Annotated in this window: 13 protein-coding genes and 1 riboswitch; of the genes, 6 read left to right on the plus strand and 7 right to left on the minus strand. The window is 60.1% G+C overall.

The features are described from left to right. Window positions 1–109 precede the first annotated feature (109 nt). Both AC30D9_RS09375 and AC30D9_RS09380 read left to right on the plus strand, forming a co-directional pair. Window positions 110–661: a cytochrome b gene (locus AC30D9_RS09375; protein WP_134926201.1), complete on the plus strand. Its 552-nt coding sequence runs from the start codon at window positions 110–112 to the stop codon at window positions 659–661. A 32-nt stretch (window positions 662–693) separates the two neighbouring features. Then, window positions 694–1,290: a YceI family protein gene (locus AC30D9_RS09380; RefSeq protein WP_134926200.1), complete on the plus strand. Its 597-nt coding sequence runs from the start codon at window positions 694–696 to the stop codon at window positions 1,288–1,290. Window positions 1,291–1,534: 244 nt separating this feature from the next. Here AC30D9_RS09380 and rhlE2 read toward each other — a convergent pair whose 3' ends face one another. From rhlE2 to ahcY, 5 genes are all read right to left on the minus strand, one after another. Beyond that, window positions 1,535–3,391 (minus strand): RNA helicase RhlE2, encoded by a 1,857-nt coding sequence (gene rhlE2 / locus AC30D9_RS09385; protein WP_134926199.1) that lies wholly within the window; start codon window positions 3,389–3,391, stop codon window positions 1,535–1,537. A 261-nt stretch (window positions 3,392–3,652) separates the two neighbouring features. Further along, window positions 3,653–4,432, minus strand: coding sequence for a substrate-binding periplasmic protein (locus AC30D9_RS09390; RefSeq protein ID WP_134926198.1), 780 nt, complete (start codon window positions 4,430–4,432; stop codon window positions 3,653–3,655). Window positions 4,433–4,566: 134 nt separating this feature from the next. After that, window positions 4,567–5,649, minus strand: coding sequence for a hypothetical protein (locus tag AC30D9_RS09395; RefSeq protein ID WP_490143928.1), 1,083 nt, complete (start codon window positions 5,647–5,649; stop codon window positions 4,567–4,569). A gap of 83 nt (window positions 5,650–5,732) precedes the next feature. Beyond that, on the minus strand, window positions 5,733–6,578 hold the full coding sequence (gene metF / locus AC30D9_RS09400) for a methylenetetrahydrofolate reductase [NAD(P)H] (RefSeq protein ID WP_134926197.1): 846 nt from the start codon (window positions 6,576–6,578) through the stop codon (window positions 5,733–5,735). A 180-nt stretch (window positions 6,579–6,758) separates the two neighbouring features. Next, window positions 6,759–8,168 carry an adenosylhomocysteinase gene (gene ahcY / locus AC30D9_RS09405; protein ID WP_134926196.1) on the minus strand — a complete coding sequence of 470 codons (1,410 nt, stop codon included), beginning with the start codon at window positions 8,166–8,168 and terminating at the stop codon, window positions 6,759–6,761. A gap of 23 nt (window positions 8,169–8,191) precedes the next feature. Continuing rightward, a riboswitch (S-adenosyl-L-homocysteine riboswitch) is annotated at window positions 8,192–8,298 on the minus strand. Between the two features lie 189 nt (window positions 8,299–8,487). On the opposite strand from ahcY, the gene AC30D9_RS09410 reads away from it, so the two are divergent. Together AC30D9_RS09410 and AC30D9_RS09415 are read left to right on the plus strand one after the other, a co-directional pair. After that, window positions 8,488–8,889, plus strand: a complete 402-nt coding sequence (locus AC30D9_RS09410) for an acyl-CoA thioesterase (protein ID WP_072346269.1) — start codon at window positions 8,488–8,490, stop codon at window positions 8,887–8,889. 200 nt (window positions 8,890–9,089) lie between these two features. After that, window positions 9,090–9,971 carry a formate/nitrite transporter family protein gene (locus tag AC30D9_RS09415; protein WP_307572448.1) on the plus strand — a complete coding sequence of 294 codons (882 nt, stop codon included), beginning with the start codon at window positions 9,090–9,092 and terminating at the stop codon, window positions 9,969–9,971. Between the two features lie 38 nt (window positions 9,972–10,009). Here the strand turns inward: AC30D9_RS09415 and AC30D9_RS09420 are convergent, their stop codons facing one another. Together AC30D9_RS09420 and AC30D9_RS09425 are read right to left on the minus strand one after the other, a co-directional pair. Further along, on the minus strand, window positions 10,010–11,962 hold the full coding sequence (locus tag AC30D9_RS09420) for a patatin-like phospholipase family protein (RefSeq protein ID WP_307572447.1): 1,953 nt from the start codon (window positions 11,960–11,962) through the stop codon (window positions 10,010–10,012). Window positions 11,963–12,203: 241 nt separating this feature from the next. Then, window positions 12,204–13,364, minus strand: a complete 1,161-nt coding sequence (locus AC30D9_RS09425; RefSeq protein WP_490143929.1) for an MFS transporter — start codon at window positions 13,362–13,364, stop codon at window positions 12,204–12,206. A gap of 194 nt (window positions 13,365–13,558) precedes the next feature. Between AC30D9_RS09425 and AC30D9_RS09430 the strand changes: the two genes are divergently transcribed. Then, window positions 13,559–14,392 (plus strand): EamA family transporter, encoded by an 834-nt coding sequence (locus AC30D9_RS09430; RefSeq protein WP_490143930.1) that lies wholly within the window; start codon window positions 13,559–13,561, stop codon window positions 14,390–14,392. Window positions 14,393–14,441: 49 nt separating this feature from the next. Beyond that, entirely contained in the window at window positions 14,442–14,825 is a 384-nt protein-coding gene (locus AC30D9_RS09435; RefSeq protein ID WP_134926191.1) for an MAPEG family protein, read from the plus strand. Window positions 14,826–14,896 lie beyond the last annotated feature (71 nt).

A 14,896-nucleotide genomic window follows, 5' to 3' on the forward strand; every position in this document is an offset into this window, starting at 1 on the left:
CCCCTCCAGACTGATGATCGTATTTCTCGATATTTCAAAGCGAAATTTTCCGCTTTAATTCGATAGATAACTCGCTAGTCTTGATCGCAGTTTTTACAGGATATGAGCAATGCAGCTACGCAACTCCTCTTCTCGCTATGGCTGGGTCAGTATCGCTCTGCACTGGGGCGTGGCGCTGGCGGTGTACGGGCTGTTCGCCCTGGGCTTGTGGATGGTTGGCCTGGATTACTACAGCGCCTGGCGCAAAGACGCACCGGACCTGCACAAGAGCATTGGCCTGGTGTTGCTGGCGGTCATGTTGCTGCGAGTGCTCTGGCGTTTCGTCAGCCCGCCGCCACCGACCCTTGAAACCTATGGTCGCCTGACTCGCGCCGGCGCCAAGCTTGGCCATGGCGCGCTGTATCTCGGGCTGTTCGCCGTGATGATTGCCGGTTACCTGATTTCCACCGCAGACGGTGTCGGGATTCCGGTGTTTGGCCTGTTTGAAGTACCCGCGCTGGTGTCCGGACTGCCCGATCAGGCAGACGTCGCCGGCCAGATTCACCTGTACCTGGCATGGGCGCTGGTCATTTTTTCCGGCCTTCATGCGTTGGCTGCATTGAAACACCACTTTATCGACCGTGACGCGACCCTCAAGCGCATGCTGGGACGCCAAGCCTGATGTTCAACCTCGACTCCAAAGGAATAGAAAGCATGTTGAAAAAGACGCTCGCCGCCCTGGCAATCGGTTCTGCCCTGCTGTCGGCCGGTCAGGCCATGGCTGCCGACTACGTGGTCGACAAGGAAGGCCAGCACGCCTTCGTCGACTTCAAGATCAGCCACCTGGGCTATAGCTACATCACCGGTACCTTCAAGGACATCGACGGCAAGTTCAGCTTCGACGCCGCCAAGCCTGAAGCCAGCAAGATCGAGTTCAACGTACGTACCGCCAGTGTGTTCACCAATCACGCCGAGCGCGACAAGCATATCTCCAGCAAGGACTTCCTGGACGTAGGCAAGTTCGCCGATGCCAAGTTCGTGTCCACCAGTGTCAAGCCCACCGGCAAGAATGCTGATGGTAAAGACACTGCCGACGTGACTGGCGACCTGACGCTGCACGGCGTGACCAAGCCAATCGTGGTCAAGGCCACGTTCCTGGGTGAAGGCAAGGATCCGTGGGGCGGCTACCGTGCTGGTTTCGAGGGCACCACCAGCATCAAGCGTTCTGACTTCGGCAAGATGATGGACCTGGGTCCACAATCCGACGTCGTTGAGCTGTACATCTCGTTTGAAGGTGTCAAAGCGAAGTAACCTTTGCGCCTGACAAAAAACGCCCCTGGTCTTGCGATCAGGGGCGTTTTTTATTGCGCGGATTTTGACAACACAGTGTCCCTGTGGGAGCGAGCCTGCTCGCGATGAGGCCGGTGCATGAAAAGAGCGGTGACTGACCCACCGCTATCGCGAGCAGGCTCGCTCCCACAGGGTTGGATCAGAGCCCATCAAATGAAATGCCCCAGGTCGCGAGACCCGGGGCATTTTCAAGGCTTGGAAAAACTCAGCGATTGCGGGTCAGCAACGCCGGCTTCTCGCCCCGTGGACGGCTTGGCAGTTGATCCAGTTGCTCAGGCGTCGGGAAGCGATCGGCTTTCGATTCCTTGTGCATGATCTTCGGCTGGTTGCTGCGCGGGTTCTGCACGGCGGGTTCCTGACGCGGCTGGTCGTCACGGGCCGGGCGGCGCGGGCGGGTGTCATCGCGACGAGCCTGGCCGTCACGTGGGGCACCGTTGCGTGGGCCGTTGCGCTTGGCCGGCGGGGTGCCGGTGGACGAGCCGTTGCTGTTGCGCGGGCCGTTCTGGCGTCCCTGTGGCTGGCCACTGCGCGGAGCGCCTGCACCTTGTGCCGGGGCACCTGGACGGCGACCACGGCCCTGGGCCGGTTTCTGCTGCGGCACGTAGTCGACGCGGTTACCGAAGTTGTCGATGTCGTCGTCCAGGAACTCGTCCGGGGCACGATCGGCTGCGGCGCGTGGGATTGGGCGCTGCTGTTCACGGGCTGGCGTGCCTTCGCGGGGCTTCTGCTCGCGAGCTGGGCGTTCGCCACGGCTGTTGCTGGCCGGTTTTTCCTTGCCCTTGTCCTTGCCTTTGTCCTTGCGGCCACCGCCGCCACCGCCGCCATTCGGACCGTCGCCACGTGGGCCACGGGCGTTGCGCGGGTTACGCACGTCCGGACGTTCACGCACTTCAGGCTTCTCGGCCTCGATGGTGCTGGCATCGAAGCCCATCAGGTCGCCGTCGGCAATTTTCTGCTTGGTCATGCGCTCGATGCTTTTGAGCAGCTTTTCTTCGTCCGGCGCGACCAGCGAGATCGCTTCGCCCGAACGACCGGCCCGGCCCGTACGGCCGATACGGTGAACGTAATCTTCATCGACGTTTGGCAGCTCGAAGTTGACCACGTGGGGCAACTGGTCGATGTCCAGGCCACGGGCCGCGATGTCGGTGGCTACCAGGATGCGTACCTCGCCGGCCTTGAAGTCGGCGAGGGCCTTGGTGCGGGCGTTCTGGCTCTTGTTACCGTGGATCGCCACTGCCGGCAGGCCGTGCTTGTCCAGGTACTCGGCCAAGCGGTTGGCGCCGTGCTTGGTCCGGGTGAACACCAGGACCTGTTCCCAGGCACCGGCGGTAATCAGGTGCGCCAGCAGGGCGCGCTTGTGGCTGGCTGGCAGGCGGAATACGCGTTGCTCGATGCGCTCGACCGTGGTGTTCGGCGGCGTGACTTCGATGCGCTCCGGGTTGTGCAGCAACTTGCCAGCCAGGTCGGTGATGTCCTTGGAGAACGTTGCCGAGAACAGCAGGTTCTGACGCTTGGCGGGCAGGCGGGCGAGCACTTTCTTCACGTCATGGACAAAGCCCATGTCGAGCATGCGGTCGGCTTCGTCCAGCACGAGGATTTCCACGTGGGACAAATCGACGCTGCCCTGGCCGGCCAGGTCCAGCAGGCGGCCGGGGCAGGCCACCAGTACATCGACGCCACGGGACATGGCCTGGACCTGGGGGTTCATGCCGACGCCGCCAAAAATGCAGGCGCTGACGAACTTCAGGTCGCGAGCATAGATCTTGAAGCTCTCGTGGACCTGGGCCGCCAGTTCGCGGGTTGGGGTCAGGACCAGTACGCGCGGTTGGCGCGGGCCATGACGCTGGGATTTGTCTGGGTGACCGTTGGGAAACAACCGCTCCAGGATCGGAAGGGCGAAACCGCCGGTTTTACCAGTACCTGTCTGCGCCGCGACCATCAGGTCGCGACCTTGCAACACGGCGGGGATGGCCCGCTGTTGCACCGGGGTAGGCTGGGTATAGCCGGCGGCTTCGATAGCGCCGACTAAAGCCTCGGAGAGACCGAGGGAAGCAAAGGACATGAGTAATCCTGTTTTAGTGAGGGCCTGGCCCAATGGGATAGTCTTGCCGGGCGCGAATGACGTTCAACAAAAAGACGTCATCCCGTCCGGTCCTGCCGGGCCTCGAAGGCGGGTCCGGACAAGGCTCGCGCGGGCTGTAGGCTGCGCTGTAGCGGTGTCGGGATGCCTTTTGCAAGGCCGGGCGTCCGGGCGTGAGCCTGGCGGGAAGGCCGGAGTATAACAGAGCAAACGCCGTGCGCCGCTTTCCCGCTGCTCAACGGTTTATTTCAGCGTTGCCTGACCGGGCGAGGCGACCTTGGCAATCGGGCCGGCGCCGTAACGAGCGCTCAGTTCGGCATAGGCCGGTTCGCGCTTGAAACGCTTGAGTTCGGCACCGAAGCGTTGCACCAGCAAATCCATCCCGGCGTTGCGTCGTACCGCCAGGTATTGGCTTTGACGGCTCACGACCGTCGGGTTTTCGGTAATCTGGTCGCCCAACCGCATTTGTTCAAGTACATGTCGGCCCACCCTACGGTCGGTGATGAGCAGATCGATCCGCCCCAACTGCAACTTGCCGAAATTGGCTTCGTGGGTGGGCGCCGTTTCACGGGTGAACAGGGTCGACTCACTGAAAGCCTGGCTGTACAGATAACCGGGCGAAGTGCCGATGGTCAGGCCGCCCAGGTCATCGAGCGTGCGAAACGGATGGGGCCGGGCATTGGCGTAGAACATCACGAACTCCACGTCCGACAGCGGTTCGCTGGGGTAAAGCAGCATGGCATCGCGCTTATCGCTGTGGAAAATGTCCAGCGCACCGTCCGCCAGCCCCTGCTCCAGCATCACCAGGCAACGCTTCCACGGCAGGAACTGCCATTCCACGTCGATGCCCAGGCGCTTGAACACGATGGCCGTGGTTTCGTAGTCCAGGCCTAGCATCTTGCCCTGCTCTTCGTAGACATACGGGGCCCAGGGTTCGGTGACAATGCGCAACTTCTCGGCCCGGGCAGTCATGCTCAGGCACAGGAGGATAAGGGCGGTCAGCAGTTGGACAATGACGGGCATGGCCTGAGGTTACGACGAGAGCTCACCAAATAGCTAGAGCGCTCTGGCCTGCGCCCTGGTGGCCTGTGTGGTTAGTCCTGTCAGTTCAACTTCTGGCATCCGGATTTGAACTGACGAACTAACCACGCAGGCCACTAGTGGCCCTTTGTCTGCATCAAGTGCTCATAGATGACTTCGCGGCGCTCACCCAGTACCAGGCGAATCACCGGATGATTGAGCCAGCGCTTGAGCTCATGGTCCTGCAACGGCTTTTCCAGGCGGTGTTCGACGTTCTCCAGGGCCTTTTCCCACCAGACCGGCGCGCAGGCCTGGTCGAACTGGTTGGTGTGGCGGTAGCAGCCGTAGAGGATCTCGCGCATGAACTGGCGTTTATGATTGGGCAGCGCCAGGGTAACGACCTTGTAGGCCAGGCGTTGGAGGGCCGGCGGTCGGGGCAGGGTGGCGGTGACTTGCCCGGTTTCATCCAGGGCCCGTTGGCAAATCGGTGCGGCGCGGTGTTTGTCGAGCCAGGCTTTGGTCTTGGCGCGGAACAGTTGCTTGCGGCTCCAGTAATGATGAATCAGGTCCGGGCATTCGCGCACTTGCACCGAGCGATAGGCCGCTACCGAAAGGCAGAACTCTTCCAGTGTGTAGGCCCCCTGCGCCAATGGATACAGTTCATCCATCAGGGCGATCGAGCGATCCAGGACCGCGGCGTCCGTGCAGTTGAGGCCAATGACCCCCGAGTTCAACAACGGCATGTCGTCGTCTGCCAATTGCCGCTGGCGCAGTGTGTCGGCCAGTGTCAGGTACAGCCCGGAATCCTTGTTGGCGCCATACTTCAGGCCGAAGGCGTTGCACAGCAGCGTCCCAGGCCGGACGCGGCGGAACAGTTCCAGGGGGGAGCAGTGGAAAAAAGTGTCGGTGTCGATCAGCAGCGCCAGTTCGGCTTCTTCGAGCACTTTCTGCATCACCACGTGCTTGGCGCGGAAGTGGTAGCCGTGGGGTTGGATCCAGGCCTGGCGGGTCTCGTTGTCCAACGGGCGCAGACGCACCGGCAGCCCTTCGTAAGGCGCGGGATTGTCGGTGAACACCTGGATATCCAATGCTTCGTCCGGCGTCTTGCGCAGGCCGGCCAATGCGCTGGCAATGCTGAACAACGCTTCCTGGTGATAGGTCTCGGCCCCGTAGACCAGGTAAATGAGTTGTGGGGTCGTGAGCCTTTGACCATTAGGCATCTACTGCAATCCTCCAGTCGTCTTTGCTTAAAAAAAAGGCCTTGGTTTTCGCCAAGGCCTCTTTGTACCCCCGCATCAAGTCATCAGCGCGGCAGCTTGAGGTTGTTCCATACCGCGAGGCTGGGCTCGGCCTGGTTAAGGGTATAGAAATGTAGCCCTGGCGCACCACCTTGCAACAAACGCTCACACATTTGCGTGATGACTTCCTCGCCGAAGCTTTGAATGCTGGAGGTGTCATCGCCGTAGGCTTCCAGCTGCTTGCGAATCCAGCGTGGGATTTCTGCACCGCACGCGTCGGAAAAGCGCGCCAGCTTGCTGTAGTTGGTGATCGGCATGATTCCCGGCACGACAGGAATGTCGACCCCCAACTTGCGTACACGCTCGACGAAGTAGAAGTAACTGTCGGCGTTGAAGAAGTATTGGGTGATCGCGCTGTTGGCTCCAGCGTTGGCCTTGCGCACGAAGTTATGCAGATCGTCTTCGAAATTGCGCGCCTGGGGGTGCATTTCCGGATAAGCGGCGACTTCAATGTGAAAGTGCTCGCCAGTTTCTTCACGAATGAAGCTCACCAGTTCGTTGGCGTGGCGCAGCTCGCCGCTGGCCATGCCCATGCCCGACGGCAGGTCGCCACGCAGGGCGACGATGCGCTTGATGCCAGCGGCCTTGTATTGGGTCAACAGGCTGCGCAGGTCGTCCTTGCTGTCACCCACGCAGGACAGGTGAGGAGCGGCGGGGATTTTGACTTCGCTTTCGAGCTGCAGCACGGTGTTCAGGGTGCGGTCACGGGTCGAACCGCCAGCGCCATAGGTGCAAGAGAAGAAGTCGGGGTTGTAGCTGGCCAACTGCCGGGCAGTGGCGATCAGTTTTTCATGCCCAGCATCGGTCTTCGTCGGGAAGAACTCGAAGCTGTAGCGACGGTCTTGGGACATGGTCATATCCTTGGAAACTCGTAGGCCGGTAAGGCTTGCATATCCCTTGTGGGAGCGGACTCATGTGGGAGCGAGCCTGCTCGCGATTGGCATTACCTCGGTCCGATAGCTGGGTCGAGGTGTCTGCATCGCGAGCAAGCTTTGCTCCCACAGGCCCCTCCCACAGGGAGGGGCGCCTAGTCAGTAGCGGTAAGCGTGCGGCTTGAACGGGCCTTCGACGGTGACGCCGATGTAGTCAGCCTGTTGCTTGGTCAGCTTGGTGACCACGCCGCCGAAACCGCGGACCATTTCCAGGGCCACTTCTTCGTCGAGTTTCTTGGGCAGTACTTCCACGGTCAGGCGCTCGGCTTTCTGGGCTGGCGACAGGTCGGCGTATTTCTGGCCGAACAGGAAGATCTGGGCCAGGACCTGGTTGGCGAACGAACCGTCCATGATGCGGCTTGGGTGACCGGTGGCATTGCCCAGGTTCACCAGGCGGCCTTCGGCCAGCAGGATCAGGTAGTCGTCGTTCTGCGGGTCGAAGCTGCCAGTGCCAGTGCGGTGAACCTTGTGCACCTGTGGCTTCACTTCTTCCCATGCCCAGTTCTTGCGCATGAAAGCGGTGTCGATTTCATTGTCGAAGTGACCGATGTTGCAGACCACGGCGCGCTTTTTCAGGGCCTTGAGCATGTTGGCGTCGCAGACATTGACGTTGCCGGTGGTGGTCACGATCAGGTCGATCTTGCCCAGCAGCGCTTTGTCGATGCTCGCTTCGGTGCCATCGTTGATCCCGTCGATGAACGGCGAAACCAGCTCGAAACCGTCCATGCAGGCTTGCATGGCGCAGATCGGGTCGACTTCGGACACCTTGACGATCATGCCTTCCTGACGCAGGGACTGGGCCGAACCCTTGCCCACGTCACCGTAGCCGATCACCAGCGCCTGCTTGCCCGACAACAGGTGGTCGGTGCCGCGCTTGATGGCGTCGTTGAGGCTGTGACGGCAACCGTACTTGTTGTCGTTCTTGCTCTTGGTCACCGAGTCGTTAACGTTGATGGCCGGAATCTTCAGTTCGCCCTTGGCCAGCATGTCCAGCAAGCGGTGCACACCGGTGGTGGTTTCTTCGGTCACGCCGTGGACTTTTTCCAGCACGGCTGCGTATTTCTTGTGCAGCAGCTCGGTCAGGTCGCCACCGTCATCGAGGATCATGTTGGCGTCCCATGGCTGGCCATCCTTGAGGATGGTTTGCTCCAGGCACCACTCGTATTCTTGTTCGGTCTCGCCTTTCCAGGCGAATACCGGGATACCGGCAGCGGCGATGGCGGCAGCGGCCTGGTCCTGGGTCGAGAAGATGTTGCAGGACGACCAGCGCACTTCGGCACCCAGGGCAACCAGGGTTTCGATCAGCACGGCGGTCTGGATGGTCATGTGGATGCAGCCGAGGATCTTCGCGCCCTTGAGCGGTTGCTCGCCGGCGTACTTGCGGCGCAGGCCCATCAGGGCTGGCATTTCGGATTCGGCGATGATGATTTCGCGACGGCCCCAGGCGGCCAGGGACATGTCGGCGACTTTGTAATCGGTAAAAGCAGCAGGCGTGATAACAGCGCTCATGAAGAGCCTCCATTCGTAATGTATGCGAATGGGCGCCGTTGTGCGTTTAGTGTCCGTATGGGGAGCCCCGTACGAACAACGCCCCATCCGAGCCTGACAGGTCGAGCCTGCTGCAGCGCCCCTCGGACAGGTGGCGGGAACGGTCCAAAGCGTGGACCGGTAAAGCGGGGCGATTATAACGGGCTAACCGGATCTTCCAAAAGGGTTTCTGTCGGCAAATCGAAATTGCCGATGATCGTTATAGGGGCCGCGACGTAGAGCCTGCCTGCCCGGTCTGCCATGATGCAGTCATTCATCGGCCAGACGCTCAGGAGTGAACATGAATTTCCACACCCGCAAATGGGTCAAGCCCGAAGACCTCAACCCCAACGGCACGCTGTTCGGTGGCAGCCTGTTGCGTTGGATCGACGAAGAAGCGGCGATCTACGCCATCGTCCAGCTGGGCAACCAGCGCGTGGTCACCAAGTACATCTCGGAAATCAACTTCGTCAGTGCTTCGCGCCAGGGCGACATCATCGAATTGGGCATCACCGCCACCGAATTTGGCCGCACCTCCATCACCCTGACCTGCGAGGTGCGCAACAAAATCACCCGCAAGAGCATCCTGACCGTGGAGAAGATGGTTTTCGTCAACCTTGGGGAGGACGGCTTGCCCGCGCCCCATGGGCGGACCGAGATCAAGTACGTCAAGGATCAGTTCAAGGATGATGTAGTCGAGTGAGATCGACGCCGCCATCGCGAGCGGGCTCGCTCCCACATTGATTCGGTATTGATCATGGGATTTGTGTTCGCCATCAATCCCCTTGTGGGAGCGAGCCTGCTCGCGATGACGGCTTCAAGGTCCATGAACATCAGTCCACCACTGAACAGCTCCGAGCGCCACGTGTCGTAGGTACATCACGCCACCGGTTCAGGAGCTGTATGGACACCCACAAAGACGGCAAGACCCCTGACCTCTCGGCGCAGGAACAGCACGAAGTCGACCGCAACCAGCCGCCACGGGCTGCCGTGTTGCATGAAATCATCCGCACCCAGGGCAACCAGGAACTAGAGCGCAGTATCGCCGCGCTCTGGTGGTCGGCCCTGGCGGCGGGGTTGACCATGGGCCTGTCGCTGATGGCGATGGGGTTGCTCAACTCCCGGCTGCCGGACCACGAAGGCTTCAAGGTCATCGCCAGTTTCGGCTACTGCGCCGGTTTCCTCGCGGTGATCCTGGCCCGCCAGCAATTGTTCACCGAAAACACCCTGACCGCCGTGCTGCCGATCATGAGCAAGCCCACCCTGGGCAATTTCGGCCGGTTGATGCGGCTCTGGGGCGTGGTGCTGGTGGGCAACCTGTGTGGCACCTTGCTGGTGGCCTACGTGATGCTGCACCTGCCGATTTTCGACCAGCGCACCGACCAGGCTTTCCTGGAGATCGGCCGCAAGGTCATGGAGAACGACACTGGCCAGATGTTCGCCAAGGGCATCATTTCCGGCTGGATGATCGCCACCATGGTCTGGATGATCCCCTCCATGGAAAGCGCCAAGATGTGGATCATCATTCTGATCACTTACCTCATGGCGCTTGGGGATTTCACCCACATCGTCGTCGGCTCGGCGGAAGTATCCTACCTGGTGTTTGCCGGTCAGTTGTCGTGGGAGGACTTCTGGATGGTGTTTGCCGGGCCGACGTTGGCGGGCAATATCGTCGGTGGGAGTTTTATCTTCGCTTTGATCAGTCATGCGCAGATTCGTAGCGAAGTGGGCCCGCCCAAAGATAAACGCCCAGATAAACCTACGCAGCGCAAGGGCTCGGAGTAGGCGGGAACCTGACCCCAGGCTCCCGGCGAGAGTGGCGGTTATTTGAACAGCATGTTGCGCAGTGTATTGACGGTTGTTGAATTCGGATTGGGCATCCCAGTGGAGCGAGACCTGTAGTTGGCGATGACCCCTTCGAGTGCTCCGTTGAACGCGTTCTTCTGGTCCTGTGAGTTGTTGAGCTCTGGCACTTTTTGCAGTTTCTGGATGGCCTCGTCTATCAGCTGAATGTTCGGACCGGGCTGACCGAAGAGATAGCGCGCGGTATTCAGTACGTATTGCGTGGCGTAACGGATGCGCGTGGCAATGTCCTGCATGTGCATTTGCTCGATGGCGCGATGGGTCACCCTGGATGCGCTGGGTGCGCCTTTGTCCCACTCGGCGGCGGCCTGCAGGAACTGCATGAAGTCCGGATCATTGCCATGATTGAGGCGTTTAGCCAGCCATTCCTGCCGCTCGGGAGTTGTTGCAAACTGATCGATTTGCCATATGGCTAGGGAAATTTGCGGGGTGAGTTTAAGCGCGAGGTGTTCGCCTTGCGGGGTGGTGAGGCTGTTGGCGTTCTGAATCGCCAGTTTCAATAGCGTCAATGCCGTTTCTGTCTCTTGTCTGAAGAAGATCGCCTCGGCGCAGGCTTCGTCACTCTCCAGTTCTGTCCTTAGCTGCTCGAATTCTTTGTCACCCAACGCCAACAGTGCATCCTCGGTGGAGTCAAACGAAAAGGTTTGTTGGGTAGCGCTGTGCCTGTCCAGATGGGTTTGGGCTTTCTTGCCCAGTTCTTCCTGAAGATAATTTTTGATCTCGTTGGGCATGCTGAAGTTAACTGTCCCGCCCAACAGGGTGCTGTAATCACCTTTTTCGGATGTCAGCGGCACGACGATGATCTGGTCGGCAAAGTGCTTTAGTTGTTCGGCATTCCATGCGGAGCTGGCCGTATGGGGTGCGTTGAGAAATTTGTCGATCAGGGCCGAGATGCCCGTACCCCGCTGGTTTTCCTGGTCCGATTGTTCCGGCTCGAATACCAGGATCAAATACTCTCTGTCCGGGATCGGGCTCATGGACCTCACCGGGTTAATGATGGCACCTACCGGTGTGTTGTTCAGGACGCCGCCATCGGCACATGCCGTGGTGGCGTCCTTCGGTTGGAACGGCTGCCCTTGCAGGATCGGCTTGCTGAACACCACCGGCAGCGACGCGGAGATATGCGCTGCCACGGCAATGTCCATCTCAGGAGTGGTTTCCTTGCTGAATACCACCAATTGCGTGCCTTCCTCGAACATGACGGTGCCGGTGATTTCCACGGTCTTGATCTGATCGATTTCCTTGCTCAGGGTCGCCAGGTCAGCAAAGGTGACGTACTGATTTTTTTTCACATTGGCAACGGCTTGTTGCGCTTTGTCGGAAAGAGGTTCCGTATGCTCTTTGCAACGCTCCAAAAGCGCCTCGCAGGATTCCTTCCGGATCAGATCCTCCAGCGGCATCCCCTTGGAACCCAGGCGTGGCAACAGATCACACAACAATTGCGCCAGCGGAAGGCTTTTCAGGTTCTCACCCAGCTTCGACCATCCGTTCTGGATTGCTTTAACGATAGGGTGGGTGCTGTCGAGCAAGGACGGGAGGGGAATATCGTCAAGAATCTTGTCGAAACGCGCATGACCCATGCCGCTGGCGAGTACGGCGGCCGATATGGCACCCGCGGAAGAGCCTGAAATCTTTCTGATATTGTCCATGAGGCGGTTGTCTTCGAGAGTTTTGACGAGCCCGGAATAGGCCACTCCCTTGGCGCCACCACCACTCAGGATCAGGTCGCTAATGGCGGGGCGCTTCATAGTGACATCGACGCTACCGTCGCCATGTCGAATGATGGATATAGACCGGTCTGTAGCGCGCTCTACCAGTATGCAGTCATCGTCGGGATTCGCCTGTTTTACGGTCCGGTCGCTGTTCTCGAAAGAGAGAGGTTGAAGGGGGGCGCGCGAGATGGGGGCTAGCATTGTGGTTCGTTCCTTGTACCTATGGAGGGACCGAACTCTAAGCAAAATCCGAGGGCTTATTGCGTTGCGACTCAATTGGACAAACATCCGCCGACTGCAAACAGCACTCGGCGGACTTCAATGAAAAGCGCTCTGGAACAAGGCTTCTGGCAGGTAGGTAAAACAGCTCGCACGGATGGGGACAAAGTCTTACTGAAAGCGTCGCCCATTCGCTCACGGGCAGGGCAGATTTCTCAGGCCCTCAAACAGTGACTGCCGCCAAGCGTCGTTGTCGTTGGATAAAGAACAAGGCAGTCAATACCGTGAGGCCTCCGACCGCTGCCCCGGTCCACGGTAGATCCGCCAGATCCGCACCACTGGCCACCACCAACCCGCCAATCCACGCCCCAGCCGCGTTGCCGAGATTGAACGCGCTCTGATTCAGCGTAGAGCCGAGGTTCGGCGCCTCAAAGGCCTGATCGATGATCAGCAATTGCAGGATCGGGCACAGGGCAAAGGCGAAAATGCCCCACAGCACCAGGGTAATCGCCGCCGGAATCACCGACTGGCTGGTCTGGCTGAACGCGGCCAGCACCAGCACCACGGCCAGGGCCATGGCCACCAGCGAGGGCAGCAGGCGTCGGTCGGCCAGGCGCCCACCGAGAAAACTGCCCGCCGTCAGGCCGACGCCGAACAACAGCAACATGATGGTGATGCCGTGGGGGCTGACACCGGTGATGTCTTGCAGGATCGGCGCGATGTAGGTGAACACGCTGAACAGGCTGGTGGAGGCCAGCACGCTCATGCCGAGGGCGAGCAACACGTTGGCCTTGCCCAGGACTTTGAACTCGCTGGCCAGGTTGGCCTTGTCCATGGGGATTTCCTTGGGCAGCCAGGCCCATTGGGCGATGGCGGCGATCACCCCGATCACCGACACGGCCCAGAAGGTCGAGCGCCAGCCGGCGTATTGGCCCAAGGCCGTGCCCAACGGCACGCCCAGCACGTTGGCCAGGGTCAGGCCGGTGAACATCATGGCAATGGCCTGGGCCCGTTTGTTCGGCGCCACCAGCCCGGCCGCCACGACCGAGCCGATACCAAAGAAGGCCCCGTGGCACAGCGCGGTGATGACTCGTGCGGCCATCAACGTGGCGTAGTTCGGCGCCAGGGCGCAGAGCACGTTGCCGAGGATGAACATCAGGGTCATGCCCAGCAGCGTCGCCTTGCGCGGCATATTGGCGGTGCCGATGGCCAGGATCGGAGCGCCGAACACCACGCCCAGGGCATAGCCGGTGATCAGCAACCCGGCCTGGGGAATGCTCACCGCCAGGTCACGGGCGACATCGGGCAACAGCCCCATGATGACGAATTCAGTCGTGCCGATGCCGAAAGCGGCGACGGCCAAAGCAAGCAAGGCGAGTGGCATGCGCAAGGTCTCTGTCTGTAGTCTTGACGCTCTGATCAGGCATACGCAGGCCGGCACCACCGGTTCGAGTGAACGGGGCAACGGCGAAATTATTGGAATAGGTGTATGCGCAACTGAGTGCGGCGTGGTCGCTTGCAGTATAAACGGCTGCGGATGGATGGCGAATCAATTCTCAATGGAATAAGGAGCGTGCCGTGCTTGCAACGGCCTTGGTGTTGGTGGCGGCGCTGTTGCATGCGGCGTGGAATACGCTGATCAAGTTCAGTGGCGAGCGTTTGCTGGTGGTGGCGTGCATGGACAGTGTCGCGCTGCTGTTCGGGACGCTGGCCCTGGGCTTCGTGGCAGTTCCGCCGTTGGAGATCTGGCCGTGGATCCTGGCCTCGGCGCTGTTCGAGCTGTTGTATCGCTATCTGCTGATCCAGGCTTATCGGGTTGGTGACCTGGGGCTGGTCTATCCGCTGATGCGCGGCCTGTCGCCACTGGTGGTGCTGGCCCTGACGTTTATCTTCGCCGGAGAAGTGCTGACGAACCAGCAGGTCATCGGCATTTTGCTGATCCCGTTCGGCATGCTTTGCCTGTTGTGGCAGGGCGGCGGTGGCGAGCGACTGCCTTGGTCGATGCTGCCGGTGGTGGCGCTGATCGGCCTGTGTATCGGTTGCTACACCTTTATCGACGGCCACGCCTTGCGGCGTTGGTCCCATCCGCTGGATTACCTGGTCTGGGTCACGCTGCTCAGCGCCTGGCCGTTTCCATTGTTGGCGTTGGTGGGCAAGCGACCGGCGTTCCTGCTGTTTTGGCGCGAGCAGTGGCGGTTGGGGTTGGCGGTCGGGTTCTGCGTATTGTTCAGCTACGCTCTGGTGCTGTGGGCCATGCAACTGGGCTCGATTGCCGAGGCTGCGGCGTTGCGGGAGATCAGCGTGATCCTGGTTGTACTGTTTGGCATGCGCTACTTGAAAGAACCTTTTGGGCGGCCGCGGCTCTTAGCTTGCGCGCTGGTGCTGATTGGCATGCTGGTGATGAAGTTCTGACCGGCGCTGGACTTGCGATTTCTATAAAACTCAAAGAAGGAACTGCCTCATGACGGTTGCCCTGTGGTGTATTTTGATTGCCTTTCTCCTGCCTTACCTGTGCATCGCCATTGCCAAGATAGGTGGAAAATTCAGGCTGGCAGATAACCACGACCCTCGGGACTTCCTGGAAACACTCGAAGGCGCTCCCCGGCGGGCATACGCCGCGCAATTGAACAGCTTCGAAATCAGCCCGTTTTTCGCCGCCGCTGTGATCGTCGCGCACCTGGCCGGCAATGCCGAGCTGGTGACCATCAACGTGCTGGCGGTGCTGTTCATCACCAGTCGCCTGCTTTACATCATTTGCTACCTGGCGGACTGGGCCATCTTGCGGTCGCTGGTGTGGTTCGTGGGGGTGGGGTTGGTCTTGAGTTTCTTTTTTGTTTCGGTCTGAGCCTGGCGGTTGAGACATAGTGTCTGTGAGGCCCTATCGCGAGCAGGCTCGCTCCCACAATGGATCTAGCC

The organism is Pseudomonas sp. DF11 (assembly GCF_058148565.1).

Bases quoted from the DNA above. Each gene is read 5' to 3' on its own strand.
- AC30D9_RS09375 (WP_134926201.1), top strand. From the start codon at position 110: ATGCAGCTACGCAACTCCTCTTCTCGCTATGGCTGGGTCAGTATCGCT.
- AC30D9_RS09380 (WP_134926200.1), top strand. From the start codon at position 694: ATGTTGAAAAAGACGCTCGCCGCCCTGGCAATCGGTTCTGCCCTGCTG.
- rhlE2 (WP_134926199.1), bottom strand. From the start codon at position 3,391: ATGTCCTTTGCTTCCCTCGGTCTCTCCGAGGCTTTAGTCGGCGCTATC.
- AC30D9_RS09390 (WP_134926198.1), bottom strand. From the start codon at position 4,432: ATGCCCGTCATTGTCCAACTGCTGACCGCCCTTATCCTCCTGTGCCTG.
- AC30D9_RS09395 (WP_490143928.1), bottom strand. From the start codon at position 5,649: ATGCCTAATGGTCAAAGGCTCACGACCCCACAACTCATTTACCTGGTC.
- metF (WP_134926197.1), bottom strand. From the start codon at position 6,578: ATGTCCCAAGACCGTCGCTACAGCTTCGAGTTCTTCCCGACGAAGACC.
- ahcY (WP_134926196.1), bottom strand. From the start codon at position 8,168: ATGAGCGCTGTTATCACGCCTGCTGCTTTTACCGATTACAAAGTCGCC.
- AC30D9_RS09410 (WP_072346269.1), top strand. From the start codon at position 8,488: ATGAATTTCCACACCCGCAAATGGGTCAAGCCCGAAGACCTCAACCCC.
- AC30D9_RS09415 (WP_307572448.1), top strand. From the start codon at position 9,090: ATGGACACCCACAAAGACGGCAAGACCCCTGACCTCTCGGCGCAGGAA.
- AC30D9_RS09420 (WP_307572447.1), bottom strand. From the start codon at position 11,962: ATGCTAGCCCCCATCTCGCGCGCCCCCCTTCAACCTCTCTCTTTCGAG.
- AC30D9_RS09425 (WP_490143929.1), bottom strand. From the start codon at position 13,364: ATGCCACTCGCCTTGCTTGCTTTGGCCGTCGCCGCTTTCGGCATCGGC.
- AC30D9_RS09435 (WP_134926191.1), top strand. From the start codon at position 14,442: ATGACGGTTGCCCTGTGGTGTATTTTGATTGCCTTTCTCCTGCCTTAC.